The 18,336-nt window shown below is 74.2% G+C and carries 13 protein-coding genes; 3 read left to right on the top strand and 10 right to left on the bottom strand.

Annotated features, from left to right (window positions below; all coding sequences use genetic code 11):
• Window positions 1-116: 116 nt before the first annotated feature.
• On the top strand, window positions 117-1,595 hold the full coding sequence (locus tag ADL34_RS18205; protein WP_062668820.1) for a hypothetical protein: 1,479 nt from the start codon (window positions 117-119) through the stop codon (window positions 1,593-1,595).
• On the opposite strand, the gene ADL34_RS18200 is transcribed toward ADL34_RS18205, so the two are convergent.
• The 4 genes from ADL34_RS18200 to ADL34_RS18185 form a co-directional block, all read right to left on the bottom strand.
• Window positions 1,592-3,253, bottom strand: a complete 1,662-nt coding sequence (locus tag ADL34_RS18200; RefSeq protein WP_062668792.1) for a glycosyltransferase family 2 protein — start codon at window positions 3,251-3,253, stop codon at window positions 1,592-1,594. The genes ADL34_RS18205 and ADL34_RS18200 overlap by 4 nt on opposite strands.
• Entirely contained in the window at window positions 3,250-5,472 is a 2,223-nt protein-coding gene (locus ADL34_RS18195) for a CDP-glycerol glycerophosphotransferase family protein (RefSeq protein WP_062668791.1), read from the bottom strand. Before ADL34_RS18195 ends, ADL34_RS18200 begins: the two co-directional genes overlap by 4 nt.
• 93 nt (window positions 5,473-5,565) lie before the next feature.
• Window positions 5,566-6,399, bottom strand: a complete 834-nt coding sequence (locus ADL34_RS18190) for an ABC transporter ATP-binding protein (protein ID WP_062668790.1) — start codon at window positions 6,397-6,399, stop codon at window positions 5,566-5,568.
• On the bottom strand, window positions 6,392-7,312 hold the full coding sequence (locus tag ADL34_RS18185) for an ABC transporter permease (protein WP_062668789.1): 921 nt from the start codon (window positions 7,310-7,312) through the stop codon (window positions 6,392-6,394). The genes ADL34_RS18190 and ADL34_RS18185 overlap by 8 nt, the downstream gene beginning before the upstream one ends.
• Before the next feature lie 236 nt (window positions 7,313-7,548).
• On the opposite strand from ADL34_RS18185, the gene ADL34_RS18180 reads away from it, so the two are divergent.
• On the top strand, window positions 7,549-8,175 hold the full coding sequence (locus tag ADL34_RS18180; RefSeq protein ID WP_062668788.1) for a TetR/AcrR family transcriptional regulator: 627 nt from the start codon (window positions 7,549-7,551) through the stop codon (window positions 8,173-8,175).
• Between the two features lie 60 nt (window positions 8,176-8,235).
• Here the strand turns inward: ADL34_RS18180 and galE are convergent, their stop codons facing one another.
• The 3 genes from galE to ADL34_RS18165 form a co-directional block, all read right to left on the bottom strand.
• The gene (gene galE / locus ADL34_RS18175) at window positions 8,236-9,219 is read right to left on the bottom strand and encodes a UDP-glucose 4-epimerase GalE (RefSeq protein WP_062668787.1); all 984 of its coding nucleotides are present in this window, start codon (window positions 9,217-9,219) and stop codon (window positions 8,236-8,238) included.
• A gap of 52 nt (window positions 9,220-9,271) precedes the next feature.
• Entirely contained in the window at window positions 9,272-10,882 is a 1,611-nt protein-coding gene (locus tag ADL34_RS18170) for a glycosyltransferase family A protein (RefSeq protein WP_062668786.1), read from the bottom strand.
• A gap of 211 nt (window positions 10,883-11,093) precedes the next feature.
• Complete coding sequence (locus ADL34_RS18165; RefSeq protein WP_062668785.1) at window positions 11,094-11,552, bottom strand: MarR family winged helix-turn-helix transcriptional regulator; 459 nt, start codon at window positions 11,550-11,552, stop codon at window positions 11,094-11,096.
• A 157-nt stretch (window positions 11,553-11,709) separates the two neighbouring features.
• Between ADL34_RS18165 and ADL34_RS18160 the strand changes: the two genes are divergently transcribed.
• The gene (locus tag ADL34_RS18160; protein WP_062668784.1) at window positions 11,710-12,123 is read left to right on the top strand and encodes an organic hydroperoxide resistance protein; all 414 of its coding nucleotides are present in this window, start codon (window positions 11,710-11,712) and stop codon (window positions 12,121-12,123) included.
• A gap of 12 nt (window positions 12,124-12,135) precedes the next feature.
• Here the strand turns inward: ADL34_RS18160 and ADL34_RS18155 are convergent, their stop codons facing one another.
• From ADL34_RS18155 to ADL34_RS18145, 3 genes are all read right to left on the bottom strand, one after another.
• Window positions 12,136-13,734 (bottom strand): hypothetical protein, encoded by a 1,599-nt coding sequence (locus ADL34_RS18155; protein WP_062668783.1) that lies wholly within the window; start codon window positions 13,732-13,734, stop codon window positions 12,136-12,138.
• Window positions 13,735-13,812: 78 nt separating this feature from the next.
• Entirely contained in the window at window positions 13,813-16,050 is a 2,238-nt protein-coding gene (locus tag ADL34_RS18150; RefSeq protein ID WP_062668782.1) for a bifunctional glycosyltransferase/CDP-glycerol:glycerophosphate glycerophosphotransferase, read from the bottom strand.
• 1 nt (window position 16,051) lies between these two features.
• A complete protein-coding gene (locus tag ADL34_RS18145) occupies window positions 16,052-18,259 on the bottom strand; it encodes a bifunctional glycosyltransferase/CDP-glycerol:glycerophosphate glycerophosphotransferase (protein WP_062668781.1) in 2,208 nt (735 codons plus the stop codon).
• Window positions 18,260-18,336: the final 77 nt, after the last annotated feature.

Genomic DNA, 18,336 nt, shown 5'->3' with positions numbered 1-18,336 from the left:
GCCCGGCCGCCTGAGGCGGACGTGCGGCGGAGCGCCCCGGACCCCATCGGTCCGGGGCGCTCCCGCATCACGGACAAAACGGGAATTACAGTGCCGGTGTGACCACGATCCGGGCCATGCCGCCGAGGGCGGCGGTCGTCGCGGGGGCCGCCGGCGCGCTGGTCCTCGCCCTGCTGCTCCTGGTGATCGTCCGGCTCCCGTGGGCCGGGGACCTCGGCATGCACGCGGCGACCGTGGAACGCCTGCGCCACAGCCTGGCCGATCCCGGCAACCCCCTGGTCGACGCGGACACTCCCAGCCCCTACTACTCGCCGTGGATGCTCGTCCTGGGCTGCGTGGCCCGGCTGACCGGCCTGTCGGTCTTCGTGGTGCTGCGGATCGGCGCCCTGGTGGGCCTTGCGCTGCTGGTCACCGGTGTCTGGCGGTACGTCCGGACGCTGACCGCGGACCGGGCGGCCCCCGCACTCGCCCTGCTGTGCCTGGTGTTCCTGTGGGGCACGTCCCTGTTCGCGTGGAGCGGCTTCCTGGGGCTGAACTCGCTGGCGCTGACGGTGTCGTACCCGAGCGTGTTCGCGCTGGGGCTGGCCTTCCATCTGTGGGCGTGGCTGGCCAGGGCGGTGCGGGCGGAGGCCGGCTGGGGGGTGTGGCTGGGGCTCGGCGTGCTGTGGGCGGTGATCCTGCTCTGCCACCAGTTCTCCGGGGTCGTCGCCTCGCTCGGCGCGCTGGCCACGGCGGTCGCCGGGCGGCCGGGACGCGCGGTGACGGCACGGCTCGCGGGTGCCCTCGCGGTCGGCGCGGTGGTCCTGTGGGCGTGGCCGTACTACGACTTCTTCGCGCTGTTCGGGGCGGGGGCCGACCTGGAGTCGGTGCACCGGGGCCTGTACCGGGACCTGCCCGGGCGGTACTGGCTGGTGCTGCTCGGGGTGGCGGCGCTCGTGCCGAGGTGGCGCAGGGACCGGCTCGATCCGCTGGCGCTGTTCTTCGGGCTGGGCGTGCTGGTCGTCGCGGCCGGCTGGCTGAGCGGGCACTACTCGTGGGGCCGCGCGCTGCCCGCCGTGGTGATCCCCGCGCAGCTCGCCGCCGCGCTCGCGGTGGCCGCCGCCCGGCCCGGCCGCAGGCGCACCGCCTGGGCGGCGGCCCTGACGGCGGCGCTGCTGGCCGGGGCGTGGACGCAGACCGGCACCCTGGGCTACGTCGTGCCCCGCACCGCCCTGCCGCGGGCGGTCGCCGACAGGTTCCGGGAGCCGTGGGCCGGGTACCACTGGCTGACCCCGTGGGTGCGGTACGGGGACGTCGTCATGGCCCGCACCCTGCCCGCGCGGCAGATCCCGGCGTACGGCCCGTACACCGTGGCGCCCGGCTACCCCGACTTCTTCCTGCCGGACGAGGACCGGCGGGCGGCGGCCGTGCGGACGTACTTCGCGCCGGGCACGCCGTTGGAGGCGCGGCGCGCGATCGTGCGGGAGTACGGGGTGCGCTGGGTGGTGGACCGGGGGACGCCGGCCGGCGAGGGGCTGCGCAGGGTGGCCACGGGCCCGGACGGGCAGGTGCTGTACGAGGTGCTGAAGCCCTCCGCGCGCCGAGACACCCCCTAGCGCAGCACGGTCCGCACCAGCCGGGCCGCCCTGCGCACCCTCGGCCGGTCGAGGCGCCGCACCACCGGGCGCACCAGCCGGGCCGTCACGCCGACCGGCTGCCAGCGGATCTGCAGGCGCCCCGGGCCGCGGTTCTCCGGCTCGATCGTCACCCGGTGCGGGGCCGTCCCGGAGTGGTGGCCGATCCGGGTGGTGAGGACGGGGAAGGACAGGGGGGCCAGCAGCACGGCGGAGTGCGCGAGGCCCTGGTGCTCGATGCGGAGCAGCGGGTGGCGTACGCCCGCGAAGCCGTGCCGGGGGATCGGCGTCGAGGTCAGGTCCAGGTGCACCCGGCCCTCGAAGACGCCGGGGCGCACCGGGGTGAGCCGGAAGGGCACCTTCAGGCGGCGCCGGCCCGGAGCGACGACGAGGCTCGCCCGGACCGGCCCGACGGGCAGGCGCAGCCCGGGGTCGTAGGTGCGTACGGCGAGGTCGACCGAGGCGCCGGGGCCCCGGGTGAGCTCGGTGATCTCGTGCCGGAACAGGGCGCTGCGGAAAGGACGGGTGTCCAGCTCCAGGTCGGTGACGTCCAGCTCGCGGCGGGCCCGGTCGTCCGTGGGGACGGTGCCGCCCCAGTGGACGCGGCCGTCGGCGTCCGGGGTGACCTGCCGTGGTGCCACCCCGTGGCCGAGGCCGCGCGCGGCCAGCCGGGCCTCGGGGAAGCGGCGTTCGCGGACCAGCTGGAGCACCACCCGCTCCGGCCGGGGCAGCCGGGCGTAGGCCGCCGGGGAGAGGGTGTCGAGGTAGGGGATGGTCAGGTCGGCGAACGAGGCCAGCCAGGGGTCGTCGCGGTAGGGCAGGTCGCCCGCGTACATCCGGAAGTCGTGCTTGAGGAACTTGTAGTCCTTGTCCTCGCGCAGGCTCCCGTGGCCGCTCTCGGTGAGGAAGTCGTCGATGAGCCGCTGGACGGCGACCCGGTCGCGGACGTTGTCGAGCCGGTCGCGCTGGTTGGAGATGGAGGCGGTGTCGGCGGCCGCGAAGGGCGCGATGTGCCAGCGGTACACCGGCTCCGGGATGATCGTGAACTCCTTGGCGAGGCAGTACGCCTGCGTGGTGAACAGCTGGTCCTCGTAGTGGATGCCCTCGGGGAACCGCAGGTCGTGCCGGTCCAGGAAGGCCCGGGCGTACATCTTGCTCGTCGACAGGTGCTCGAAGAGCAGCCGCGGCTCGGACTCGATGCCGAGGACCGTGCGCCGCTCGGCGACCAGGTGCGGCATCCACCGCGTGCGGCGGCCGCTGTCCTCGCGGACCCGGACGACCGCGCCCATCGCGAAGTCGATCTCCCGTTCCCGGTGGGCCGCGAGCAGCAGCTCGACCGCGTCCTCGGTGAGTTCGTCGTCGCTGTCCAGGAACATCACGTACGGGGCCGTCGCGACGTCCAGGGCGCGGTTGCGAGGGGCGCTGCACCCGCCGCTGTTCTCGGGCAGCCGCAGATGCCGGACGCGGGGGTCCCGGGCGGCGAACTCCCGGGCGACGAACGGCGTCCCGTCGGTCGAGTGGTCGTCGCTGATGATGATCTCGATGTTGCCGTGGGTCTGCCGGAGCACCGACTCCACGGCCCGGGGGAGACGATCGGCGTCGTTGTAGACGATGATCGTCACCGTGACGTCCGGAGTCATACGGCCTCCCGGGGGCTCGGCGCGGGCGTGCGGTCCTCCAGCGGGACCACCGGTGGCAGGGCGTCCTCGCTCTCACCGAGGAAGACCCGGCGTACGACCCGTTCGGCGGCGTGCCCGTCGTCGTACTCGCAGAAGCGGCGGCGGAACGCGGCCCGTGCCTTCGCGGCGCCCTCGTCCTGCCAGGCCTCGGTGGTGAGGATCTCGGTCAGCTCCGCCTGGGTGCGGGCCACCTGGCCCGGCGGCTCGGCCATCAGGTCGAAGTAGACCCCGCGGGTGGAGCGGTACGTCTCCCAGTCGTCGGCGTACACGACGATCGGGCGGTCCAGGTTGGCGTAGTCGAACATGATCGACGAGTAGTCCGTGACCAGGACGTCGGCCGCCAGGGCCAGGTCCTCGACCGGGTCGTAGGAGGAGACGTCGATGATCCGGCCGGTGCGGCGCAGGGCGGTCAGCGGGGAGGGCGTGCCGTCGTAGAAGTAGTGGCCGCGCACCAGCAGGACCGTGTCCTCGCCCAGCCGATCGGCGAGGGTGGCGAGGTCGAGGCGGGGGGTCCAGCCGGCCTCGTAGTCGCGGTGGGTGGGGGCGTAGAGGATCGCCCGGCGCTCCGGGGCGATGCCCAGACGGGCGCGGATCGCCCGGATGTCGGCGGCCGTGGCGCGGTAGTACACGTCGTTGCGCGGATAGCCGTGGTCGAGGGAGACGAAGCGGGACGGGTAGGCGCGCTCCCACATCCGGGTGGAGTGGCTGTTCGCCGAGACGCTGAAGTCCCACTTGTCGATCCGGGACAGCAGGGCAGGGAAGTCCAACCCCTTGGCGGCGGCCGGGAAGTCCATCTGGTCCACACCCATGCGCTTGAGCGGGGTGCCGTGGTGGGTCTGGAGGTGGACGGCGTCCGGGCGCTTCACGACGGCGTTGGGGAAGTTGACGTTGTTGACGAGGTACTTCGCGGTCGCCAGCACCTCGCGGTAGCGGGGGGTGCCGGGGAGGACGTGGTCGGTGTGCGGGGGCAGCAGCGCCGCGTTCTCCGGGGTCACCACCCACACCGGGTGGATCTGCGGGGCGAGTTCGGTCAGCTTGGCCGCGATCGCCGCCGGGTTGCAGGCCACGCCCCGGTACCAGTACGCGGCGAACACGGCGAGCCCCGGATCGACCGGCCGGGACAGGGCCGCCCGGTACCGCCGGTCGCCGAGCGCGCCCACGATCCGGCGCCGCGTCGAGCGCACGGCCGTGCGGGTGGTGCGGCGGGCCCGGTTGGCGGCCTGGAACGCCCGGTACCCGCCGTACGCGTTGTCCTCCAGCAGGGCGCGGCGCATGCCCTCCGGCCCGGCGGGGCGGCGGTACTCGGGCGGCCGGTACCGCACGGCCGCGTCGGCGGCGCGCCGGAAGAACTCCCGGGCCACCGCGTCCGGCAGGGCGGTGCGGGCGAAGGTCCGCAGACAGGTGCGGACCATGACGTCGTACAGCACGGAGTACGGCACCCGGGCGGCCGCTCCGGGGCGGGCGGCGGCGCGTTCACGCGCGAGGTCCAGGAGTGCCGTGTACCGGTCGACGAGGGCGTAGCGGTCCTCGGGGGCGACCGGGGGCAGGCTCTCGGGGCGCAGTTCGTGGTGGAGGTACGCCACCTGGTCGCAGGCGGCGACCTGGCCGGCGAGCAGCAGGACCGCGTACGCCGCGAACGCCTCGTCGCCGGCGGTGAGCCGCTCCTCGTGCGCCCGCCAGAAGGAGGCGCGCAGCGCGCGGTTGCCGAGCAGCGGGGTGACGCGCAGCGCGCTGCGGGCGACGTCGTCCAGGAGGCGGGGCGCGCGGCCCGCGCGGGCGAGCGCGCGGCCGTCGGGGGAGGGCAGGCCGGTGGTCTCCCAGGTGGACCGGACGTGATCGAAGAGGAGGACGTCCACGTCGTCCGGCAGTTCCGCGACGCGTTCGGCGACCAGGCGCGGGCCGCCCGCGGGCAGACCGTCGGCGGAGTGCACGAAGTGCAGCCAGCGGCCCGAGGCGCGGGCCGCCCCCGCCGCGCGGGCAGCCGCGTCGCCGGTCCCCTCCGGCAGCGGGACCACCAGCAGGTCCGGGGTGTGGCGCCGGGCCGTCTCCTCGGCCCAGGCGCCGACGGCGGCGACGACCACCTCCACGTCGCCGTGGGGGTGGCCGGCGAGGGAGTCCAGCAGCCCGGTCAGCCGGTCCTGCGTGTTCGGCCCGTGGACGACGACGCTGAGCTCGGGCATCGTAAAGACTCCTTCACCTTCGTCATCGCTGTGGGGCACCCTGCTCGGCCATAGTGGCACTTATAGGACGAAAGGGTGAGCCCGTACTGCGCCTCACGAGGGAACGGGCGCCGCCGTCCGGGGCTTCGGCTTCGGCTTGGCCGCCTTGTCGCCGGTGAACGCCTCGTACTCCTTCAGCACGTCGTCGGTCGGCCCGTCCATGCGCAGCTCGCCCCGCTCCAGCCACAGCACGCGCTCGCAGGTGTCGCGGATCGACTTGTTGTTGTGACTGACCAGGAACACCGTGCCGGCGTGCTTGCGCAGTTCGCGGATGCGGGCCTCGGAGCGCTTCTGGAAGGAGCGGTCGCCGGTGGCCAGCGCCTCGTCGATCAGCAGCACGTCGTGGTCCTTGGCGGCGGCGATGGAGAACCGCAGCCGGGCCGCCATGCCCGAGGAGTACGTGCGCATGGGCAGCGTGATGAAGTCCCCCTTCTCGTTGATGCCCGAGAAGTCGACGATCTCCTGGTAGCGCGCCTTGACCTGCTCGCGGGACATGCCCATCGCCAGCCCGCCGAGGTGGACGTTGCGCTCCCCCGTCAGGTCGTTCATCAGGGCGGCGTTCACACCGAGGAGGGAGGGCTGGCCGTCGGTGAAGATCCGGCCGTTCTCCACGGGCAGCAGACCGGCGACCGCCTTGAGCAGGGTCGACTTGCCGGAGCCGTTGGTGCCGATGAGGCCGATGGCCTCGCCCCGGTACGCGACGAAGGACACGTTCCGCACGGCGTGCACCGTGCGCACGCCGGCCGCCTTCTCGGCCTTGCCGCGGCGCAGGATGCGGTTGAGCGCGGCGGTGGCCGAACCCCGGCCCGCCCCCGTGCCGTTGACGCGGTAGACGATGTCGACGCCGTCGGCGACGACGGTGGGGACCTTCTCGGTGTGCTCAGCCACGGCCGTACGTCTCCTCAGCCTTCCAGAAGTAGATGAAACCGCCGGCGCCGGCCAGCAGGGCCCAGCCGGCCGCGAGCGCCCAGACGTGCGGCGGGAGCTGGCTCCCGTGGAAGCTGTCGATCAGGGCGAAGCGCATCAGGTCGATGTAGACGGCGGCCGGGTTGGCCTGCAGGACCGCGGTCAGCCAGGAGGGCGCGTCCGTGTGCTTGCTCATGATGTGGCTGATGCTGAACATCACGCCGGACGCGTACATCCACGTCCGCAGCAGGAACGGCATCAGCTGCGCGATGTCCGGCGTCCTGGCGCCCATCCGGGCCACGACGAGGGAGACGCCCGCGTTGAAGGCGAACTGGAGCACCAGCGCCGGGAGCGCCAGCAGCCAGGAGGCGGCGACCGGGACGCCGAAGCACAGCAGGATCACGACCAGCGCCGCCATCGAGAACAGCAGCTGCTGGAGCTGCTGGAGGCAGAAGGAGATCGGCAGCGCGGCCCGGGGGAAGTGCAGGGCGCGCACCAGGCCCAGGTTCCCGGAGATCGCGCGGGTGCCCGCCATGATCGAGCTCTGGGTGAACGTCCAGACGAACACGCCGGTGACCAGGAACGGGACGAAGTCCGGCACGCCCCGGCTGGTGCCCATGAGCTTGCCGAAGATGAGGTAGTACACCGCCGCGTTCAGCAGCGGCGTCAGCACCTGCCAGACCTGGCCCAGCTTCGCCTGGCTGTACTGGGCGGTGAGCTTGGCGGTGGAGAACGCCGTGATGAAGTGCCGCCGCGCCCACAACTGGCGGACGTACTGCGGCAGCGTGGGGCGGGCGCCGCTGACGGACAGCCCGTGCCGGGCGGCCAGGGCCGCGAGGTCGGTCCCGGGCGGCGCCTCGGCCGTCCGGGGCGGTGTGTGCAGGGCCTGAGTCACATCCGCTGCTTTCGCTGGAGGAGGGGGCGGGGGCGAAGGGCCGGTGCGGTTCTCACCGTTCTCTTCGCGTTCTCTTACGTCGGGACGGGACCGTTTCGTCGCAACGTGAGCGTAGGACGAGTCGGCGTCGGAACGCAACCGTTCCGTCGTGACGGGAAGATGGCCCGCGGGCGAACACGCGGTGGCCGCGTGCGTGGGGACGGTGCCGTATCGTCGCGACGCCCTATGCTGTCGGCATGACGACCGACGCCGATCAGTCCTCGACGCCGCCGCGCCGCCGGGCCCCCGCCGGGGCGGCCGTGCTCCGGGAGGACGTGACCGAGGCGATCCGGGCGGCCGTCTTCGAGGAACTGGCGGCCGTCGGCTACGCGCGCATGTCGATCGAGGGCATCGCGCGCCGCGCGGGCGTCGGCAAGACGGCTGTGTACCGGCGCTGGCGTTCCAAGCTGCACCTGGTGCTCGACGTGGTGTCCGCGGTCGCCGTGCTGGGCCTGCCCGTCCCGGACACCGGCACCCTGGAGGGCGATCTGCGGATGCTCTACGAGGTGACCGCCCGGGCCCTGCGGCACCCCCTCGCCTCGCAGATCCTGCCCGACCTGCAGGCCGAGGCCGCTCGCAGCCCGGAGATGGCCGAGGCCGTGCAGAAGGCGCTGCGCGACGGCCAGGCGAGCGTCGCCAGCACCATCGTGCGGGCCGCCGAGCGGCGCGGGGAGGTCCGGTCCGGCCTCGACGAGGAGCTGGCCCTCGATCTGATCTCCGGTCCCCTGTACTGGCGCTCGGTCGTCATCCGCAGCCCGAAGCTGCCCAAGGGCCACCTCGACGCCCTGTCCCGCGCCACCTCGGCGGCCCTCAAGGCCCTCTGACCGCGCCCGGCGGTCCGCACGCGGGCCCGCACGCGGGCCCGCGCGCTCAGTCCCGGGCGCTCAGTCCCGGGCCGCCTCGGGGTGGCTGCGCACCCAGCCGGCCCAGGCCGACGTGATCATGTCCAGGACGTCGTACTTCGCCTTCCAGCCCAGCTCGGTGGCGACGCGATCGGCGGACGCGACCACGCGGGCCGGGTCGCCGGGGCGGCGCGGGGTGACCGTCGGCGGGTGGTCGTAGCCGGTGACGGCGTTGATGACGTCGATCATCTCGCGCACCGACACGCCCTCGCCCCGGCCGACGTTGAGGGTGAGGGAGTGACCTGGCGAGGACTGCAGGGCGCGGGCCGCGGCGACATGGGCCTCGGCGAGGTCGGCCACATGGATGTAGTCGCGGACGCAGGTGCCGTCCGGGGTCGGGTAGTCGTCGCCGAAGATGCGCGGCGCGGCGCCCTGCGTCAGCTTCTCGAAGACCATCGGGACCACGTTGAAGACACCGGTGTCGGCGAGCTCCGGGGCGGCGGCGCCCGCCACGTTGAAGTAGCGCAGCGACGCCGTGGACAGGCCCGTGGCCCGGCCGGTCGCCCGGACCAGCCACTCGCCCGCCAGCTTGGTCTCGCCGTACGGCGAGATCGGCGCGCACGGCGTCTCCTCGGTCACCAGGTCGACGTCCGGGGTGCCGTACACGGCCGCCGAGGACGAGAAGACGAAGGAGCGCACGTGGGACGTGGCCGTCACCGCCTCCAGGAGGACGCGCAGCCCCTCGACGTTCTCCCGGTAGTACAGCAGCGGCCGGTCGACCGACTCGCCGACCTGCTTCTTCGCCGCCAGGTGGACCACGCCGGAGATCCGGTGGGCGGCGAGGGCGCGGGCGACCCGGTCGCGGTCCAGGGTGGAGCCGACGACCAGCGGGACGCCGTCGGGCACCCGGTCGGCGATGCCGGTGGACAGGTCGTCGTACACCACGGCACGCTCGCCCGCCTGGGTCATCGCCCGTACCACGTGTGCTCCGATGTAACCGGCGCCGCCGGTGATCAGCCAGGTCATGTGCGGCCGTCCCCTCATCAGTGGCCAGTGCTCGTGCAGGTCGGTGTCGCTGTCAGTGAAGCAGGCGGCGGAGTCTGCCGCGGACGACGGACAGAACTCCCCGCAGGCCCGGGGCAACGCGGAGGGCGAGCGCCCCGGAGTGGGTGGCGTAGGGCTGGACGAGGACCACGGTGTGCCCGGCGCCCAGGACCGCGCGGCGGCGCAGCGCCCCGGTGCCCGTGACGGCGTGGGCGGTGACCTCGCGCTCGGCGCCCTCCCGGAAGCGGAGGCACAGCCGCAGGTCCCAGGTGCCGGCGCCGAACGCGGCCCAGCGCACCGGGCTCTCGGCCCGCCAGGACTCCCCGTCCGGCTCCGGCACCACCGCTGTGGGCGGCCCTGCGGTGCGTCCCGTCTCCCGGCACCGCCACTCCACCTCCAGCGCCGCGGGCCCCGCGTGTGCCACCCGCCCGTACAGCTCGTGCAGGCGCAGCCGCAGGACGGCGGTCCGCGCCCCGGGGCGCAGGTCCGCGTCCACGGCGAGCGGGAGGACATCGACGGGCCGGGTCAGCAGCGGCTCCAGGGTGACCTGGGGGAGCGCGGCCGACCAGACCGGGGTGCCGTCGGCGGCCCGGGCGTACGGCGGCAGCAGGCGGGCGGGGCGGGAGGCGAGGTCGCGCAGCCGGGGCAGGTCGAGCGGCTCGGGCGAGGCCAGGACGATCCGCCCGATCAGGCGGCCGGGCGCGGTCGGGTTGTGCGCCCAGTCCGAGGCGTCGTACTCGGCGAGGTACGCCCGGGTGTGCGCCCACCAGGCGCGCCGGTAGGACGCGTCGCGCAGCCCCAGCTCGCGGACGTACATCCGCATCTCGTGGTCGAGGAACTTGGCGCGCGCGGCCCGGGCCAGCTCCTTCTGGCCGGAGCCCAGCAGGATCTCGTGGGCGAGCCGGCTCGCCTCGGTGCGGGCCCGCCAGTTCGCGACGTCCGCGCGGTCCAGGGAGATGGACAGCCGGCCCGCCGCGCGGCGCACGTGCCAGACGTAGACCAGGTCGGGGACGACGGCGATCCGCGGGCGGGCGGCGAGGACGCGCGCGGTGAACACGAAGTCCTCGTAGGGGAAGCGGCCCTCGGGGAAGCGGATGCCGTGGGCGCGCAGGAAGTCGGTGCGGTAGAGCTTGTTCACGCAGAGGGTGTCGTGGACCAGCCGGGGGCGTTGCGCGGGGCGCTCGAACACGGCGTGCGCGGCGTACAGGGACGGCTCCCAGGGCACCTCGCGCCCCTCGGGCAGCTCCCGTCGTACGCACAGGCCGCCCGCGACCTGGGCGCCGGAGCCGTCCGCCGCCGCCCACAGCGTCCCGGCGGCGCCCGCCGCGAGGACGTCGTCGCTGTCCAGGAACATGACGTACGGCGCGGTCACCCGGTCCAGGCCGGTGTTGCGCGGGCTGCCGCAGCCGCCGCTGTTGACCCGCCGCCGTACGACCCTCAGGCGCGGCTCGGTCGCGGCGAGGGCGGCCAGCCGGGCGGCGCTGTCGTCGGTGGAGCAGTCGTCGACGGCGACGACCTCCCGCACGACCGGGCCCTGGGCCAGCGCCGAGCGGACGGCGGTCGTCACATGGGCGGCGTCGTCGTAGCCGATGACGACCACGGCGACCTGCCGGTCGGGCGCGGTGGGCGGGGGCGGTGGGTGCATGGGGCCACGGTCCGGGTCGTAGGGATGGTGCGGCGGATCCCGAGGGCGGGAGGTGCGGCCCGTGGCGGAAGACGACGACGACCGCGGGCCGGTTCAGTGCTCGTCACCGCGGATCGTAGGACGGACAAATGGCATGCGGGTGGAGATACGCCGCATATCCGTCATGAATGTCGGCTAATAGTACGAATACGGCCCATCGGGCGGCCGGGCTCTACGCGTCCCGTGCCGCCGTGTCCAGCGCGGAGGTGAGCCGGTCGAGCCGCTCCCGCAGCTCGCGGATCTCGTCCACGTCGAACCCGGTGGCCGCCGAGATCCGGCGCGGCACCTCGAGCGCGCGCTCGCGCAGGGCGTCGCCCTCCTCCGTCAGTCGCACCTCCACCGAGCGCTCGTCGCGGGCGCTGCGCTCCCGGCGGACGAGGCCGGCCGCCTCCAGCCGCTTGAGCAGCGGCGACAGGGTGCCGGAGTCGAGGCGCAGGTGCTCCCCGAGCCGCTTCACGGGCAGCTCGCCCTGCTCCCACAGCACCAGCATCACCAGGTACTGCGGGTAGGTGAGGCCCAGATCCTTCAGGACCACGCGGTAGACGCCGCCGAAGGCGCGCGAGGCCGCGTTCAGGGAGAAGCAGATCTGCTGGTCGAGGCGGAGCCAGTCGGCCGTGGGCGTGCTCGTCATGACTCCAGAGTAGCTCCCCTGTGGGCCACTCAGTTGCACGCAATTGAATTGCGTGCTCTACTTGTGGTCGTACGGCGGCCCCGGGACGGAACGGGGCGGACCGCACAGTCACGGACGCCCCGGCGTCCGTCACGACCTACGAGAGGGATGGTTCTCCATGGACGCGCTCTACACCGCAGTCGCCACCGCCACCCACGGCCGCGACGGTCGCGCCGTCTCCAACGACGGCCGCATCGACGTCAAGCTGGCCCCGCCGGTGGAGCTGGGCGGCAACGGCGAGGGCACCAACCCGGAGCAGCTGTTCGCCGCCGGGTACGCCGCCTGCTTCGGCAGCGCGCTCGGCCTGGTCGGCCGGCAGGCCAAGGTCGACGTCTCCGAGGCCGCCGTCACCGCCGAGGTCGGCATCGGCAAGCAGGGCGAGGGCTTCGGTCTCAAGGTCACCCTGCGTGTCGAGCTGCCCGACACCCTCGACGAGCCGACCGGCCGCAAGCTGGTCGAGCAGGCCCACCAGGTCTGCCCCTACTCCAACGCCACCCGCGGCAACATCGACGTGGACCTCGTCATCGAGTAACCCCGGCGCCCGTCAGCCGATCCGCGCCAGTACCTCCCCCGTCTCCCGGCTCCACGCCACGACGACCGCCTCCTCCGGCACCTTCTTCCAGCGCGTCAGCAGCAGCCAGCGCGCGTGGTACCGGCGGGCGACGGCCGTCCGCGTGGCGCGGGTGGAGTCGGGGGCGAGGTACGCGCGGACGTCGGCGGCCCGGCGCTCCCGCTGCCGCTCGTCGAGCGCGGGGTCGGGCCACACCGGCGCCGCGAGGTTCACTCCGTAGCCGGGCAGGGAGCGCGGCGCGTAGTGCCCGTCGGAGACGACCACCTCGCCCTTCGCCACATGCCGCGCCACCCAGGCGTACGACGGCCAGCGCGACGGCTGCTCCAGGTCCAGCGGATCCAGGGCCGTGGGGAGCACCGCCCCGCCCTGCACGGTGAGGAACCCGGCACAGGCACCGGCCGCGGCGGCCAGGCCCAGCGCCCGGCGCGCCGCGCCCCACGGCCGGGGCGCCGCCAGCTCCACCGCCAGCGCGAACTGGAGCGGCACCACGGTGAGGCCGAGGATCCTGCCGTAGGTATAGCGGCCGCTCACCCAGCCGTACGCCACCAGCAGGCAGTCCAGGGCGAACAGCAGGACCAGCGGGTCCCGCCAGGACGCGCGGCGCCCGCGCAGCCACAGCGCGGGCAGGCCCAGCAGCGCCAGCCAGAACTGCCCGCCCAGGTGCTCGTACAGCTGCCGGTGCATCGCGTCCACGCTGCCGTCCCCGGCCAGCGCGAACACGTCGAAGTACGGCCAGGACCGGGCGACGAGCACCGCCACGGCCGCCGTCAGCCCCCAGCGCGCCACGGCGGCGGCCTGCCACGGGCGCTGCCATCCGGCGACGAACGCCACCGCCCCCAGGGCCGCGGCCACCGCCGTGATCGGATGGATCAGCAGGATCAGCCCGTAGAGCACCCCGAGTGCGGCGTACCCGGCCCAGCCGGGCAGGCCGCTCGGGCCGACGTACCGGACCGCCCGCCCGCCGCGGGCGCGTGCCCCCGTCAGGGCCCATGCCCAGAAGGTCAGCCCGATGGCGAACGCCGACGGGTACCCCAGGTTCCCGGTCATCGACATCAGGTTCAGATAGCCGCTCCACCAGGCCCGCTCGGTGCCCCACAGCAGCGTCATCGCGCCCAGCGCCAGCACCGGCGCCCACGGCCGCGGGGTCAGCACGCGCGTCAGCCGGCCGATCCCGGTCAGCAGGACCAGCAGGTTCAGCACCCCGGCCAGCCGCACCACCTCCCAGCCGCCCAGCCCGGTCAGCAGCGCGAAGACGGCCTCGGCGACCGCGTACGGGGAGTAGTAGGGGCTGCCGGCGCCCGGCAGGTCCGCCATCGGATGGCGCGGATGGAACAGGTCCGCCCGCAGCCGCTCCACGACCGCCGCGTGCTGCCCTGCGTCGCAGCACAACGGCACCGCCCAGTACGCCAGCAGCATCACCAGGCAGAACACGAACCCGACGGCCTGGTACGGCGTCGGGCGCGGGCCGCGACCGCCGCGCAGCGCGCTCGCGCCGCGCACGGCCCTCCGCACGAGGGTCCCCGTGGGGGCACCCGCGTCTCGGGTCGAGGAGGGTGTGGGGGTTCCAGGCATCTGCCGAGTCTTCCCGCTCGGGTCAACGGCTCTGACGCTCTTCACCTCTTCGGGTGAGTTCCGTGCTGCGGATGCCGGTCAGCGCGTGTCCAGGAGCGACCGAGGGCCCGCCGGACCCGGCACCCGGCCCGTCCCCGCCGCCCGTCCCGGCATCGGCTCGCCCAGCATCAGCGCCCGCACGACCCGCTCGGCGGCCAGCCCGTCGTCGAACTCGCAGAACCGCTCCTTGAACCGCCGCCGCAGCCGCGCCGACTCCCCGTCCCGCCACGCCCCGGACGCGAACAGCTCCGCCAACTCCCCGTACGAGCGCGTCACATGCCCCGGCGCCTCGGCCATGAGGTCGACGTAGGCGCCCCGGCTCGCCGTGAACGCCCCCCAGTCGTCCGCGTGCACCACGAGAGGCCGGTCCAGCAGGGCGTAGTCGAACATCAGGGACGAGTAGTCGGTGACCATCACGTCCGCCGCGAGGAGCACGTCCTCGGCCCGCGGCACGTCCGTCGCGTCGACCAGCACGCCCCTGCGGTGCAGATCCGCCAGGCCCAGCCCGCGCGCGACGCCCTGCGCGAGCGACGGGTGCAGCCGCGCCACCAGCGTGCGGCCCTCCCCGAGGTCGCGGGCGAACCGCGCCAGGTCGATCCGGTCGACGTGCCCGCCCTTGCGGTAGTCCCGGCGGGTCGGCGCGTACAGCACCACGGTGTTCCCCGGCGGCACGCCCAGCCGCGCCCGGGCCGCCTCCGTCGCCTCGGGGCCCGCCGTGACCAGCACGTCGTTGCGGGGGCTGCCCGTCCTGACCGAGGTGTAGTGACAGGGGTAGGCCCGCTCCCACGCCAGTTCCGCGTGCCGGCTCGCCACCAGGCTGTAGTCCCAGCGGTCCGCCCGCCACAGCATCTTCGGCACGTCGAACCCGTGCCGGGCACCCGGCTTGGTCAGCAGGTCGGCCCCCATGTACTTCAGCGGGGTGCCCCGGTGGGTCTGGATGTGCACGCTGCCCGGCCGCTTGGCCAGCGTGCCCGGCCAGTTGACGTTGTTCACCCAGTACGTGGCCCGCGCCATGACCTCGTGGAAGTGCCGCGAGCCGGGCGTCACGAAGTCCGTGCCGGGCGGCAGGTCCGCCACCGCGTCCTCCCGGACCACCCACACGCCCCGCAGATGCGGGGCGATCTCCCGCGCCTTGGCGTGGATCGCCGCGGGGTCCCCCAGCACGCCCCGGTGCGAGAACGCCGAGTAGACGGCGAGATCCGGATCCAGCGGACGCCGTGAACAGGCCGCGTACCAGGCGCGGTGCGCCCGCCCCGACACCGCCCCCGTCACCTTCCGGGCGCCGCCCCCGGCCACCCGCCGCAGCTCACGCAGCCCGCGGACCGCCGCGTACGAGGCGTAGGGCGCCGACGCCAGCAGCCGCATCTCGGTGCCGCGCCGGCCCTCCGGCGGGACGAAGCCCTCGGGGCGGTGCCGCGCGTGGAAGGCGCGGATCTCGCGGTGGAAGGCCGGCCGGTCCGCCGGGCGCACCCGGTCCTCGCGGGCCAGCACGAACAGCATGTGGTCCAGCGCGCGTTCGAACAGCAAGGGCCGCGCCCACACCAGGTCCGGCCGCTCCGCAAGGAAGGCGAACAGGCCGTCGTACTGGGGGAAGATGTCGAAGTGCCGCCGCCCCGGCGTCCTGGTGATCGCGCCCTGGCGGCGCTGCCGGTACTCGACGCCGATCCGCTCCAGGCACACGATCCGCTCGGCCAGCACCATCGAGCGGTAGGTGACCGGCGCGTCCTCGTACAGGCCCGGCGCGTACCGCAGACCGTGCCCCAGGAAGAAGTCCCGGCGGTACGCCTTGTTCCACGCGACCAGGAACAGGCGCAGGTACTGAGGACTCTCCCGGACGTTCACCACGTCCGTCCCGGCCGCCGCCAGCAGGTCGGCGGCCTCGCTGCGGCCTCCGCGGCCCCACCAGTGGGTGCGCACATGGTCGAAGACCAAGATGTCCGGCTCGTCGGCCGCCGTCAGCCGGGCGTCGACCGCCTCCAGCAGACCCGGCGTCCAGCGGTCGTCGCTGTCCAGGAACAGCACGTAGTCGCCGCTCGCCTCCGCCAGCCCCGCGTTGCGGGCCCGGCCCAGGCCGACGTTCTCCGGCAGGTGCAGCACCCGCACCCGGGGGTCCCGCTCGGCGTAGCCGTCCAGGATGGCGGGGCAGCCGTCGGGGGAGCGGTCGTCGACCGCGATCACCTCCAGATCGGCGTACGACTGCCCGAGCACCGAGTCCAGGCACTCCCGCAGGAAGCCCTGCACCTTGAAGACGGGCACGATGACACTGAAGCGGGGCACGTCAGCTCCTGGTGAGGGTCGTCGCGGCGGGGACGGGGGCGGGGACGCGCTCGGCGAGCGGGACCACCGGGGGGAGCGCCTCGGGTGGCTCGCCCAGCAGCACCCGGCGCACCACACGCTCGGCGGCCCGCCCGTCGTCGAACTGGCAGAAGCGCTCCCGGAACGCGGCCCGCAGCGCCCGGGCCTCCTCGTCCGCGTACGAGCCGTCCCGCAGCAGCGCCGCCAGCTCGCCGGGGGTGCGCGCCACCCGGCCCGGCGGCTCCCGCATCAGGTCGAAGTAGACGCCCCGCACCTCCTGGTAGACGTCCCAGTCGTCGGCGTACACGACGATCGGCCGGTCCAGGTTGGCGTAGTCGAACATGATGGACGAGTAGTCGGTGATCAGCGCGTCCGCGGCCAGGCACACGTCCTCCGAGGACAGATGCCCCGTCACGTCGATGATCCGGCCGGACGCGCGCCGGTCGCCCCGGTCGTAGAAGTAGTGGGCGCGCAGCAGCACGACGTACTCGTCGCCGATCTCCTCGCACAGCGCCGCGAGGTCCAGGCCCGGCTCGAAGCCGGACGCGTGGTCGCGGTGCGTCGGCGCGTACAGCAGGGCCTTCTTCCCCTCCGGGACGCCGAGTTCACGCCGGACGCGGGCGACGTCCTCGGCGGTCGCCGTGTAGTAGACGTCGTTGCGCGGATAGCCGTACTCCAGCGTCTCGTGGGCGGCGGGGTAGGCGCTCTCCCACATCTCCGTGGAGTGCCGGTTGGAGGTCACGTTGTAGTCCCAGCGGTCCACGCGGGCCAGCAGCCGGGCGAAGCTGCCGGTCGCGGCGGCCACCACCGGGTACGTCGCCTGGTCGGCACCCATCTTTTTCAGCGGCGTGCCGTGCTGGGTGGACAGGTGCACGCTGCCCGGGCGTTTGACGACCGCGTCCGAGAAGTTGGCGTTGTTGACGAGATACGCGGCACGGGCCAGCACGTCCCAGTACGCACGGGAGCCGATGACGGCGTGCTCCACGCCGTCGGGCAGCGTGGCCGCCTGCTCCGCCTCGACCAGGAACACCGAGCGCAGGTGTGGGGCCAGTTCTCGGGCCTTGGCGTGGATCGCGGCCGGGTTGCAGAGGTAGCCGCGGCCCCAGTACGCGCAGTACACCACGAGGTCGCGGTCCAGGGGGCGGCGCAGCCGGCGCCGGTAGCGCAGCCGGGTGCGCAGCCCGCGCGGGCGCGGCACCCGCGCGAGGACCCCGCCCACCGCCCGGTTCGCCGCGCGCAGCACCCGGAACGCGCCGTACGCGCCGACCGCCAGCAGCCGGTGCTGCACCCCCGGACTGCCGCCCGGCACGCGGAAACCGGCCGGGCGGTGCCGGCGGTACAGCACCCCGGCCCGGCGGAAGAACGCGCGCCGCCCGTCCGGCAGCCGCCGCGGATGGGCGGCCGTCTTCAGCACGGCGGCGAACAACTCCCGGAACAGCGGCCCGTGGCGGTGCCCCGGCAGCCGCTGTTCGGCGGCCCGGGTCAGCACCAGCTCCACCTGGTCCAGCAGTTCGGTGTGGTGCGGGCCCGGCCGGTTCAGCCGGCTGCCCTGCCGCCGCACCCGATGCCGTACGACGACCCGGCGCAGCACCGCCATCCGCCCGGCGGCCAGGGCGGCCAGCCCGCCGAAGCCGACGTCTGTGAAGTGACCGCCGGGGAACGCGAGTTCCTGCTCGGTGAGGAAGGCGCGCCGGTAGGCCGCGCTCCAGGCGGGCAGCCCGACGCCGGTCAGCCACGGGGCCCGCTCGGGCGGGAAGGCCCCGTCGGGGGCGCGGGCCAGCAGCGGCGCCGCCGGTTCGGTCGGCTCGCCCGTCCACCACGGGACCCGCTCGTGCCCGCAGTACACGACGTCCGCCTCGCCGGTCTCCCGCAGCCGTCCGTCCAGGGCCGCCAGCGCGCCCGGCGCCAGCTCGTCGTCGCCGTCCAGGAACAGCACCCAGTCACCGGTGGCGGAGCGCAGCCCCGCGTTGCGTGCCCCGGCCGTGCCCTCCGACGGTGGCGCGTGCACCGGCACCACCCGCCGGTCCCGCCCCGTGTACCGGGAGACGACGTCCGCCGCGGGGCAGCCGGGACCGTCGCAGACCGCGATCAGCTCCACGTCGCCGAAGGACTGGGTGAGCACCGAGTCCAGCGCGCGGGACAGCCGGCCCGCGACACCATGGGACGGAACGATGACGCTGAAGCGGGGCATACTGCTCTTTCTGTCGAGATACGGGTGGCCGTGCCGACGGCGGTTCGGGCCGGGTCAGCGGGCCCGGCACCGGCCGG

Source organism: Streptomyces sp. NRRL WC-3605, from assembly GCF_001509795.1.
Lineage (GTDB): Bacteria > Actinomycetota > Actinomycetes > Streptomycetales > Streptomycetaceae > Streptomyces > Streptomyces viridochromogenes.
The sequence above is the reverse complement of the archived record's forward strand: the minus strand, read 5'-3'. Positions and strand labels throughout refer to the sequence as shown.